Source organism: Streptomyces shinuiensis (genome assembly GCF_043660855.1).
GTDB lineage: Bacteria > Actinomycetota > Actinomycetes > Streptomycetales > Streptomycetaceae > Streptomyces.
In genome coordinates, this window is record NZ_JBIHML010000001.1 from 475,177 (window position 1) to 486,675 (window position 11,499).

Below are 11,499 nucleotides of genomic sequence, written 5' to 3' on the forward strand. Positions count from 1 at the left end.
CCCGTGAGCGGTTGCCGGCCCCGCCCCGAGGCGGACACGGGCACGGACCGGCGCCGCGGGCGGGGTCAGCGGGCCGCGGCGCCGTCGGAGCCGAGCCGGCCCCGCACCGCGCTCTGCACGCCCTCCTCCTCGGCGGGATCGGCGGCCAGCCGGCGCAGCCGCTCGACGACCCGGGTGTCGCCGGTGGCGGCGTGGCGGGCGGCGATCTCGCGGGTGGACTCCTCGCAGTCCCACAGGCACTCGATGGCGAAACCCGCCGCGAAGGCGGGGTCGGTGGCGGCCAGGGCGCGGGCCGCCCGGCCGCGGAGCTGGGAGGAGGAGGTCTCGCGGTAGAGATGCCGCAGGAGGGGGGCGGCGCGGTGCACGGCCAGTCGGCCGGTGCCGTCGACCAGCGGCCACAGGCCGTCGGAGTCGGGCCCCTCGGCGCGCACGGTGCGGCGCAGCGCGGCCAGCACCAGGGGGGCGTCCGGCTCAGTGCCGTGGCAGGCCAGCAGCGCGGCGGCCGCCGTGCCCAGGGCGTCCTCGCGCCGCGCCCACCGGCGGGCGCGTTCCAGCGCGGCGGCACCGCGCATCCGGGCGAGGGCGTCCAGCGCGGCCCGGGCGGCGGCGCCGAAGGGACCGCCCTCGGAGCCGGGGGCGGCCGGGTCCACCGCGGCGGCCTCGATCAGGTCGAGTGCGGCGGGGTCGCCGCGCTCGGCGAGGTGGCGCAGGGCGACGGCGCGCGCGATGTCGGGGCCGGACCGGGCGGCGTCGAGCAGTTCGGGGCGGTCCTCGGGCCCGGCGACGGCGGCCAGGCAGCGGGCCGCGGCGGCCTCGCGGTGCCGCGGGTCGCGGCCCGCAGACGCTCCGGGCCCCGCGGGCGCGGAGGCGAGCGGTCCGCCGGCGGTGGAGAGGAGCGGGTCGCCTTCCTGGGCCCAGTCGAGCACCGCGCGCACACTCCAGCCGAGGCGCGGCCCGGCCGGCCTCATCTGGCGCTGCCAGCGACCGAAAGAGCCCTGCTCACGGGCGCGCCCGAGGCGTTCGCCCTGTTCGGGACGGGCCGGGTCCTCGGCCCACAGCCGCCAGGGCCTGGGCTCGAAGGCGTCGCGGACGGCCGCCGCGAGTTCGGCGTCGCCCTCGGGGGTGCGCGGGAAGCGCGCCAGGACGGCGGGGCCCAGCGGACGCAGTCCGGCGTCGTCGTCGCGGACGGCCAGTTCGTCCAGGGCCCAGCGCCAGTTGGCGCCGCGCGAGGCGTAGCGGCGCAGCAGCAGCAGCGCGCCGCAGTCGCCGTAGGAGGCCAGGTGCCCGAGGACGGAGAGGGCCAGTCCGGTGCGTTCCTCGCCGGTGTCGGTGAGGTCGTCGGGGCCGAACAGGTGCTCCTCGACGTCGTCGAGCCCGGCGTCCAGCTCCACGTGGAGCCGTGCGTAGAACAGGGAGCGGTGCTCGAGCCGCCAGTCGCGCCGGGGGTCACGGCGCAGGCAGTGGCTCAGCGCGGCGAGCGCTTCGGCACGCGGGGCCGCGAGAGCGTGCAGCGTGCCGTCGCCACGGCCCCTCTGGAGGAGGCCGAGCAGCGTACCGCTGGGCGCTATGTCGGAATCGACGGAATCGGCGAACATAAGGTCAGCATCCGGTGCGGGGCGAGGGACTGGCAACGGGATTTCCGCTCTCCGGCGTTCCGGCCGGTCACCGCGGGTTCGTCCCCCGTTCGTCCCGGGTCCTCCTGCGGGTTCCCGGCGCCTTGCGGAAAGCGGTCACTCCGGCCGCCGAAGGATACCGGGACAGCGGCGCCGCGCCGAGTCCGCGCGCACAGGCGGTGCGAAGACGGCGGCCCCGGGCGCCCGCGGCCGCAGGACGGCCGGGCGCCCGGGGCCCGTCCGCCGCTACACCGCCGCGCCGTCCCCGGCCCACCGGGGTGCGGGCACCGCGGCTCCCGTACCGGGGGACCCGGGAGCCGCGGGCAGGGCGAGTGCGATCTCCTCGCGCAGGTCCTCGACCTTCGGGTACCCGGCGTACCGTCCGGTGAGCCGGTACATCTCCCGCAGCCGGTCCCAGGTGCGGTGGGAGGAGGTGTTGCCGATGGTGACCAGGGCCAGTCGCGCGTAGCGGTCCGCCTGCTCGGGGTCGTCGGCGATGAAGCAGGCCGAGGCGAGTGAGATGTAGTCGAGGATCTTGGACCGCTCGCGCCCCTTCTCCCTCAGCCGCAGCGCCTCCTTGGCGTGCTTCTCGGCCGTCCTCGCGGCCGAGGGCTCGCGCTCGGCCAGGGTGCGGTACGCCAGCGCCTGCATCCCGTGCAGATCGGCCTCGTCGAACAGTTGCATCCAGCTGGGCGGCGGCACGTCCCCCCGGTCGGAGACGAACAGGTCCTCGGCCCGGCCGAGGGTGTGCCGCATCGCATGGCCGCGCCCCATCGAGGCGTGGGCCCACGCCTCGATGGTGTGCAGCATCGCGCGGGTGCGCGGCAGGGTCTCCTCGCCGCAGCCGGCCCCGGCCAGCTTCATCAGGTCCAGGGCCTCGTCGGGTTTGCCCAGGTGCACCATCTGGCGTGCGGCCCGGGAGACGGCCTCCCCGGCGCGGGGCCGGTCGCCGCCCTCGCGGGCCGCGTGCGCGGCGATGACGAAGTACTTCTGGGCGGTGGGCTCCAGGCCGACGTCGTGGGACATCCAGCCGGCGAGCACCGCCAGGTTGGCCGCCACCCCCCACAGCCGCCGCTGGATGTGCTGCGGGTGGCGGTAGGCGAGCATGCCGCCCACCTCGTTGAGCTGGCCCACCACCGCCTTGCGCTGGAGGCCGCCGCCGCGTGCCGCGTCCCAGGCGCGGAAGACCTCAACGGAGTGCTCCAGGGACTCGACCTCCTGCGAGCCGACGGGCACGGCCTCGTAGCGGTCGAAGGAGGCGGGGACGGCGGGCGGGGAGCCGTCGGGCCGGAGGGCGCCCGCCGGAGCCGGGTCGGTGCGGAGCCAGTCGTACAGAGCGCTGCTGAGCGCCGGTCCTGCGGTGAGCGCGGCGCCCGCGCCCACCAAGCCGCGTCGGTTGAGCATGAGGTCCATTCCCGTGAATTCGGTGAGGACCGCGGCGGTCTGCTCGGGGGCCCACGGCAGTCCGTGGACGGGCTGCCGTCCGCCTGCCTGCCCCGATCGGCTGAACCCGAGGTCCTCGATGGTCACGACACGGCCGAGTCGCTCGGTGAACAGGGTCGCCAGCACCTTCGGCACCGGGTCGCGCGGGGTCTCCCCCATGTCGATCCAGCGCCTCACCCGGGAGGTGTCGGTCGCCAGCTGCGGGTGGCCCATGGCCGCCGCCTGCCGGTTCACGCGCCGGGCGAGTTCGCCCTTGGACCAGCCGGTGAGGCCGAACAGGTCCGCGAGGCGGGTGTTGGGTCCCTTGGTCACGTCGAAGCCCCCAGGTTCTCGGCTGTGTCGACAGTAGCCCGCGCGGACCGCCCCCGAAGGGGCGCGCGGGCATTCGCCAGGGTTCGCCAGGGTCCGCCAGATGGTGTGCCACCCGGGCCCGGGTGTGCTGTAGGAACGCGCCACCCCGTCCGGCCGCCGGGCTTCCGCATTCCCCAGGGTGCGGCACGCCCCGGCCGGCCGGGTGGCGCGGCAAACCGTCGGCGCACGAAGGGATCCGGCTCGTCCATGAATCCAACACCGTCTCCCGTGCCGGCCCCGGTCCGGCCGCGTCCGCGACCGCGGTACGGCATGGTCCGCCCCGAGCCGGTGCGCGCACCGGCCGCGGTCGCCGGTCCGCGCCGGGCGCCCGGCGCGGGGGGCCCGCCGGCCGCCGGGAGGCTTGACCCGTCCGGCCCGCAGGACGGGCGGCTGCGCACCGCCATCGCCTCGGTGCACCGGGTCTGCCCGGAGTTCCAGCCGGTGCAGGTGCTGCGCCGCGGCGGGCGCTCGGTGCTGCTGGCGGGCACCGTCGGCCGCGGCACCGCGGTCGCCAAGTGCCTGCTGGACCACTCGCCCGCGCGCATCGAGCGGTTCCGGCACGAGATAGCGGTCTACCGCGCCTTCGTGCGCCACCGGCCGCCGGTACGGGTGCCCCGGCTCATCGCCGCCGACCCCGACGGCTGCGTGCTGGTCGCCGAGCGGGCTCCGGGCCGTCCGATGGCATTCCAGCGGCATCCGCTGGAACCCCCGTCGCCGGCCGACCTGCGCGCGGTACTGGGCGCGGTGTGCCGGGTGAACGCCTGGCAGCCGCCCGAGGGCCGTTTCGGGGCTCCGGTCGACTACGGTGTGCGGATCGCCCGCTACCACGGGCTGGGGCTGCTGACGGACCGCGACCTGGGCGATCTGCGGAAGCTGCTCCACGGTCTGGCGCGCGGTGGCGGCCGCGCGCAGTTCTGCCACGGTGACGCCCTGCCGGCGAACGTGCTGCTTTCCCCGGCCGGCCCGGTGCTGCTGGACTGGGAGCACGCTGGCTGGTACCTGCCGGGCTACGATCTGGCCACCCTGTGGTCGGTGCTGGGCGACAGCCCGACGGCCCGCCGCCGGATCAGCCGGCTCGCCCATGCCGGGGGCCGCGACGCGCGGGACGCCTTCCTGGTGAACCTGATGCTCGTCCTCACCCGGGAGGTCCGTGCCTGCGAGACGGCCGTGCGGCGCGCCATGCGGGACCCTGGACCGGCCCCGGGCTGCGACCGGACCGGTCTGCTGAGCGCCGGCGAGGAGCAGCGGTTGCTGCTGCGCCGTCTGCACGACGACTGCGCGATGGCCCGGCGTGCGGTGCGGGCGGCGGTGGGCACCCGCTGACGTCCCGGCCCGCGCGGCGCCGCGCGGGCCGGGACCGGTCCGGCTTCGATCCGGTGGCGATCCGGTGACAGGGCGGCGCGGGGCGTCACCGGGCTGGACCTGTGACGCCGCGCAGGTCCGGGCGCGCCTCGGGGTGAAGACTCCTCCGTATGGCCTCTGAAGTGGGGAAACCCGTCAGCGATCCCCTGTTTCCCGGTCGTTGACGGATCGCCGGCCGGCCGATACCCCTGTGGGCAGTCCCGTGCCGCGCCGACGCGGCGTACCCCTCAGGAGGCCGTCTTGCCAGGACCCGTCCCCGTCCGCCCGCCGGCGCCCCCGCGCGGTTCCGTCCGCCGGCGACTGCGGGTGCTCACCGCGGCCTCGGTCGCCGCGCTGCTGCTGCCCCTCCTCCCGGCCACCGCCGACGCCGGCGGGCGGGAGCCGGATTCACTGCAGGAGGCGTTCACCCGCGCCGCCGACCGCTACCAGGTGCCCGAGAGCGTGCTGCTGGGGGTGTCGTACCTGCAGTCCCGCTGGGACGGCCACCGCGGCGCGCCCAGCGTCTCGGGCGGTTACGGTCCGATGCACCTGACCGACGCGCGCACCGCCCTGGCCGAGGACCCCCACCACAGCCACGGCACGGAGGACGCGCGCGGCGACACCGCCCGCGGAACCAGGCGGGTCGGCGACGCGCCGCCCGGTCCCGCCGTGCTGCCCGCCCGGCTGCGCACCCTGGAGCGGGCGGCCGAGCTGACCGGGCTGGACGGGGAGGAGCTGCGGCGGGATCCGGCGGCCAACGTCGCCGGCGGCGCGGCACTGCTGGCCGCGGCCCAGCGGGAGCTGGGGCTGCCACTGAGCGACGACCCCGCCCAGTGGTACGGGGCCGTGGCACGCTACCCGGGCTCCGGGGACGCGCGGGCGGCCGGGGTCTTCGCCGACGAGGTCTTCGACGTGATCCGCGAGGGCGAGCGGCGCACCACCGACTCCGGCCAGCGCGTGGTGCTGGAGGGCGACCCGGCCCTGGCCCCGGACACCACTCAGCTGGACGGCCCGGGGCTGCGCCCGGCGTCCCCGGCGCGCGACGAGCGCGTGGAGTGCCCGAAGTCCGTCTCGTGCGAGTGGATCCCGGCACCGTACGAGGAGTACGCCAACCCCGACGGCTCGCCGAACTACGGCAACCACGACAAGGCCGACCGCCCCGCGTCGCAGAAGATCGACTACATCGTGGTGCACGACACCGAGGCGACCTGGGACACCACCCTGCGCCTGGTGCAGAACCCGAAGTACGTCTCCTGGCACTACTCCCTGCGCGCCTTCGACGGCCACATCGCCCAGCACGTCCCCACAAAGGACGTGGGCTGGCACGCGGGCAACTGGTACGTCAACGCCAAGTCGGTCGGCCTGGAGCACGAGGGCTTCCTGACCGCTCCCGACGCCTGGTACACCGAGGCGATGTACCGCACCTCGGCGCGGCTGGTGCGGTATCTGGCCCAGCGGTACGACATCCCGCTGGACCGGCAGCACATCATCGGGCACGACAACGTGCCGGGCGTGACGTCCGCCCACATCCCCGGGATGCACACCGATCCGGGGCCCTACTGGGACTGGCAGCACTACTTCACGCTGCTGGGCGCGCCCTTCCACCCCACGGCCGGGCCGGGCTCGGAACTGGTGACCGTCCGGCCCGACTACGACGAGCACAGGCCGCTCTACACCCGCTGCGACGGCTCCGGACAGCCCTGCCCGCCGCACGGTTCGGGCGCGGTGCGGCTGCACACCGGGCCGAGCACCGACGCACCGCTGGTGAAGGACGCCGGACTGCGGCCGGGCGGCGGTGACTCCACCACCGGTGTCAACGACACCGGCGCCCGCGCCTCGACCGGCCAGCGGTACGCGGTGGCCGAGCGCCGGGGCGAGTGGACGGCGATCTGGTATCTCGGGCAGAAGGCGTGGTTCCACAACCCCGCCGGCGCCCCGACCGCGGTGCCCTCCCGGGGCCTGGTCGTCACCCCGAAGGAGGGCGTGGGGCCGGTGCCCGTCTACGGCCGCGCCTATCCGGAGGCCTCCGCCTACCCCGAGGGGATCCCGGCCCAGGCGGTCTCGCCGCTGCCGTACACGGTGGAGGCGGGCCAGGCGTACGCGCTGGGGCTGCGGACGAAGGGCGAGTACTACTACGCCAAGACCTTCGACCCCGCGAACCACGTGGTGGTCCGCGGCGAGGAGGAGTACTACCAGATCCAGCTCGGGCACCGGGTGGCCTTCGTCAAGGCCGCCGATGTCACGGTGCGGCCCGCCCGGCGGTGAGGTGACGCGGCGACGCACGGCAAGCACGGCGAAGGGGAGGGGCGCCCCACAGCGCCCCTCCCCTGGTGTCCCTCATGCCCTCGGCCGTCCGCGCCGCCGGCGCGTCAGCGCTGGAACAGCTCCGCGGGCAGCGGCTTCAGCAACTGGTAGAGGTCCTCGGTGATCGGCCGGTCCCAGCTTGCGATGGTGACCAGCACGCCGTCGCTGCGGTCGAACTGGACGCAGGAGATCCGGCTCTCCGAGCAGATGATCCGCCGGACGATCAGGAGGTTGTCGTCCAGCATCACCGGGCTCTCCTCCGTCCCGGTGACGGTGACCTCCTCGTCGTTCTCCAGCGCCGCCAGCAACTGCGCGACCTCGAACGGGATCTGCCCCTCGGCCGCCTCGCGGGCCGGGGAGCCTTCCGGAAGGTTCCCGATGACCATGGCCGGTCCGCGCCCGCCGAACAGGTCGTAGCGCAGGAAGACGCCCTGGCAGCTTCCGTCCGGCGCGGGCAGCAGCCCGGCCCCGAGGTTGCCCGGCCAGTCCCCCGGGTCCATGGCCAGCACGTCGAAGTCGGGTCCGGCGGGTGTGGCGGCACTGCGGCGGCGGAGAAAGGACATGCCGCCATGGTACGGGCCCGGTACCGTCGCGGGGCTCCGGCCCGCACCCCTCCCGCCCGGCGGCGCGGCAGGCCTTCCGGCCCTCTTCCGGGGCCGCCTCTTCCGGGGCCGCCGGGGATTCGGCGGCTGCCCTACCGCCGTCCGAAGGCCCGCGCCGGCCCTTCCCGGCCGGTGCCGGGTTCGCGGTGGACCGGCGGCGGCAGCCGGGTGACGGCCTGCCCCGGGGCGCCCGTCCCGCAGGCGGTGACGGACCGGGCGGGGAGGGTGGAGCAGGCCAGCTCGTGGAGGACGGCGGCCCTCTCCTTCGGCCCCGGCGGCTCGCGCAGGGCGCGTTCCAGGCATCGCCGGGCCGCCTCGAAGGCTCCGGCGCCCAGGTACTCGGCGGCGGCCTCGCGCAGGGTGGCGACGACGGCGGGGTCGCCTTCGGGGTGGACTTCCAGCAGATGGCGCGCGGCGGCCGTGGGCCCGTGACCCGCGCCGGCGACGACAGCGGCGGCCTGGCCGTGGAAGGCGGCACGCAGGGCGGGCGGGATGGACCGGTGGACGGCGGTGGCGGTCAGCGGGTGGAAGAAGCGCAGCGGCCGCCCCTCCTCACCGCCGGCGAGGACGCGGGCGGCGGTCAGCCGGGCACGGGCCTCGGCCGCCTCCTTCGGCTCCAGGGCGGCGACGTCCGCGGCGAGCGAGGGGGCCGCCTCGGTGCCGAGCACCGCGGCGGCCCAGGCCAGCCGTACGGCGGAGGTTCCCAGGCGTTCCAGGTGTTCGGTGAGTCCGCCGTCCCGGTCGGCGGCGGCCGGTTCGCGCGGCTCGGCGGTGTCCTCCCGCCGGGGTTCGAGCCTGGGTTCGAACTCTCTGTCGGACATCGCCCGCTGCATGCGCCCCTGCTCTTCGTCCGCCGCCACGGCTGCCGCTTCACCGGTTCCGCGGCAGGTGGTGGAGAGCGTACGCCGGTGTGAACCGGGTGCGGTGTTCTTGGCCGATTTCCCTCCCGGTGGAACGCCGTTTCGGGTAGTGCCGCCTGCGCCCCCCTCCCGTACGGGAGGGGGGCGCGGGTGTCCCCGGCACTCTTGGCCGGCAACCGCCCTTGCAGCACGGGGCAGGGGCCGGAGTCGCGGGTACGGTGCGGTCGTGACGGAGCAGACGGACAGCGGTACGACGGTCGACCTCTGGCGCGCGGGCCTGACCCGCGTCCCCGAACAGGTGTGGGAGCGACGGGAGTCGCGTGTGGTGATCCTCGCGGACAACGCGCTCACCGGCCTCCCGCCGCAGATCGGCCGGCTGCGTCGCCTGCGCACTCTCGACCTCGGCCACAACGCGCTCACCTCCCTGCCCGAGGAGATCGGGGAGCTGACGGGCCTGGACGGCTGCCTCTACCTCCACGACAACCGGCTCACCGCGCTGCCGCGCTCGCTGGGGCGGCTGCGCTCACTGACGTATCTGAACATCGGCGACAACCCGCTGGGCGCGCTGCCGCAGGAGATCGGCGGCATGGCGGGGCTGGTGGAACTGCGGGCCCAGCGGTGCGGACTGCGGGAGCTGCCCGCCTCACTCGGGCGGCTCACCGCGCTGCGGGAGCTCTGGCTGCGCGGCAACGCCCTGGCCTCGCTGCCCGTCGCCGTCTCCGGGCTGCGGGAGCTGCGCGAGGTGGAACTGCGCGAGAACGCGCTGGAAGAGGTTCCCGAGGCCCTGCGCGGCCTGCCGCTTCTGCGCCGCCTGGATCTGCGGGGCAACCGGCTGCGCACGGTGCCGCACTGGCTGGGACGGGAGCTGCCCGCGCTGGAGAAGCTGGACCTGCGCTGGAACGGGACGGCTGTCGCGCCAGGGCCGCTGGAGGAGTTGCGGCGGCGCGGTTGCGTGGTGCTCCGTTAGGCGGGCGGCCCGCCCGCCGTGCCGCGCGGGTTGACGGATGGCACGCTCGGGAAGAAGGTTTCAGCGTTCTCCCGATCCGCTGAAAGATATCTCCCCCAGGGGGCACGGTATGACAGGTTCGGCACGGAATCGCGCACCGGGCCCGGCGCCCGCGTCCGGCCCCGCCGCGGGCGAGGGGGTCGGCCGGCGGCAGCTCGGACTGAGGGCACTCGCGCTCGGCGGCGGTCTGGTGCTGGCTTCGGCGCCCGTCGCGGCGGCCCGCGCCCGGGGCGGGCACGCCTTCGCCGCCGACGGCCGCGCGCCCGTCCTGCACCGCGGCTCCGCACGGCGCGCCGGACTGCTGGAGCCACATCTGCGGCACCTGGTGGAGGACGCACGGGCCTTCCTGGGCCCTTCCCCCGAGCACCCCTGGTACGCGGGCGCGGTCCTGCTGGCCGGACGCGGCGGCACCGTCGCCCTCCACGAGGCCATCGGCCACGCGGTGCGCTACTCGGCCTACGACGAGGCCACCGGCACCGGCGTCGAACTCCCCGCCGGCGAACAGGTCCCCGCCACTCCTGAGACCGTCTACGACCTCGCCTCCGTCTCGAAGCTGTTCACCGCGATCCTGGCGGTGCGGCAGATGGAGCGCGGCGCCCTGGAGCTGGAAGGCACGGTCGCCTCCTACCTGCCGGAGTTCGGCGCGGCGGGCAAGGACGGGATCACGGTGCTGCACCTGCTCACCCACACCTCGGGGCTGGCCGCCTGGCTCCCGCTGTACGCCGAGCCCACCCGGGAGGACCGGCTGCGGCGGCTGTGGCGCGAGGAGCCCCTGGATGCGCCGGGCACGGTCTACCGCTACTCCGACCTCAACCTGATCACCCTTCAGCTCGTACTGGAGCGGGTCACCGGCAAGGGGCTGGACACGCTGCTGCGCGAGGACGTCACCGGGCCGCTGGGCATGCGCCGGACCCGCTACAACCCGCCCGTCTCCTGGAGACCGCGCATCGCCGCCACGGAGGACGCCCGCCGCCCCTGGTCGGGCCTGGACCGGGGCATGGTGCACGGCGAGGTCCACGACGAGAACGCCCACGCCTTCGGCGGTGTGGCCGGCCACGCCGGGGTCTTCTCCTGCGCCTGGGACCTGGCCGTGCTGTGCCGCGCCCTGCTGAACGGCGGCGTGTACGGCGGCGTCCGCCTCCTGCGGCCGGAGTCGGTGGACCTGCTCTTCCGCGACTTCAACACCGCCTTCCCCGGCGACGAGCACGGCCTGGGATTCGAGCTCTACCAGCACTGGTTCATGGGGGCCATGGCGACCCCCCGCACGGCCGGGCACACCGGCTTCACCGGCACCTGCCTGGTGCTGGACCCGACCACCGACACCTTCCTGGTGCTGCTGGGCAACTCCGTCCACCCGGTGCGCACCTGGCGCTCCGGCAGCGCACCGCGCGTGGCCGCCGCCACCCGTCTGGCCCGGGCCGTGCCGGTGCGCCCCGCCGACGGGCGCGAGGCCTGGTTCTCGGGGATGGCGAGCGGCGCCTCGGCGGTGCTCACCCTGCCCGGGGTGGTTCTCGGCGGGAGCGGCGGCGCGGAAGGCGTGACGGAGGACGGCGCGGGCGGAGCGGACGGCGGTACGGGCGCCCGGCTGCGCTTCTCGGTGTGGTGGGACACCGAGCGGGCCTTCGACGTCCTGCGCCTGGAGGCGTCCGGCGACGGCGGCACGTGGGAACCGGTGCCGTTCACCACCTCCCGCCCCGGCCGGGCCCCGGTGGAGCACCCGGAGGGGGCACTGCACGGCTTCTCCGGGCGGGTCTGGCACCGGGCTCTGGCGGACCTGGACGCCTGGCGCGGCCGGACGGTGCGGCTGCGCTGGCGGTACACCACCGACGCACGCTACGTGGGGCGCGGCGCGTACGTCGACGGCGTCCGGATCGAGGACGGCGGGCGCACGGTGTTCGACGACTCGCGGCGCCGGGACGCCGGCCGTGTCACGGCCGACGGCTGGTCGCTCTCGTCCGACTGACGCGCCGTCACCGACG

8 protein-coding genes are annotated in these 11,499 nt (G+C 75.8%); 4 read left to right on the forward strand and 4 right to left on the reverse strand.

Features of this window, described 5'->3' with window-relative positions; genetic code table 11:
• Window positions 1-65 precede the first annotated feature (65 nt).
• Window positions 66-1,595, reverse strand: a complete 1,530-nt coding sequence (locus ACGRHY_RS02020) for a HEAT repeat domain-containing protein (RefSeq protein WP_394633651.1) — start codon at window positions 1,593-1,595, stop codon at window positions 66-68.
• A gap of 264 nt (window positions 1,596-1,859) precedes the next feature.
• On the reverse strand, window positions 1,860-3,368 hold the full coding sequence (locus ACGRHY_RS02025; protein ID WP_394633652.1) for a DNA-binding protein NsdB: 1,509 nt from the start codon (window positions 3,366-3,368) through the stop codon (window positions 1,860-1,862).
• 246 nt (window positions 3,369-3,614) lie between these two features.
• On the opposite strand from ACGRHY_RS02025, the gene ACGRHY_RS02030 reads away from it, so the two are divergent.
• Both ACGRHY_RS02030 and ACGRHY_RS02035 read left to right on the forward strand, forming a co-directional pair.
• Window positions 3,615-4,730 (forward strand): aminoglycoside phosphotransferase family protein, encoded by a 1,116-nt coding sequence (locus tag ACGRHY_RS02030; RefSeq protein ID WP_394633653.1) that lies wholly within the window; start codon window positions 3,615-3,617, stop codon window positions 4,728-4,730.
• A 345-nt stretch (window positions 4,731-5,075) separates the two neighbouring features.
• Complete coding sequence (locus ACGRHY_RS02035; RefSeq protein ID WP_394637893.1) at window positions 5,076-7,013, forward strand: N-acetylmuramoyl-L-alanine amidase; 1,938 nt, start codon at window positions 5,076-5,078, stop codon at window positions 7,011-7,013.
• A 104-nt stretch (window positions 7,014-7,117) separates the two neighbouring features.
• Here the strand turns inward: ACGRHY_RS02035 and ACGRHY_RS02040 are convergent, their stop codons facing one another.
• Complete coding sequence (locus ACGRHY_RS02040; RefSeq protein ID WP_394633654.1) at window positions 7,118-7,615, reverse strand: glycosyltransferase family protein; 498 nt, start codon at window positions 7,613-7,615, stop codon at window positions 7,118-7,120.
• Window positions 7,616-7,746: 131 nt separating this feature from the next.
• A complete protein-coding gene (locus ACGRHY_RS02045; RefSeq protein WP_394633655.1) occupies window positions 7,747-8,475 on the reverse strand; it encodes a hypothetical protein in 729 nt (242 codons plus the stop codon).
• Between the two features lie 265 nt (window positions 8,476-8,740).
• On the opposite strand from ACGRHY_RS02045, the gene ACGRHY_RS02050 reads away from it, so the two are divergent.
• A complete protein-coding gene (locus ACGRHY_RS02050; RefSeq protein WP_394633656.1) occupies window positions 8,741-9,481 on the forward strand; it encodes a leucine-rich repeat domain-containing protein in 741 nt (246 codons plus the stop codon).
• Between the two features lie 109 nt (window positions 9,482-9,590).
• The gene (locus tag ACGRHY_RS02055) at window positions 9,591-11,483 is read left to right on the forward strand and encodes a serine hydrolase domain-containing protein (RefSeq protein ID WP_394633657.1); all 1,893 of its coding nucleotides are present in this window, start codon (window positions 9,591-9,593) and stop codon (window positions 11,481-11,483) included.
• The last annotated feature ends 16 nt before the right edge of the window (window positions 11,484-11,499 follow it).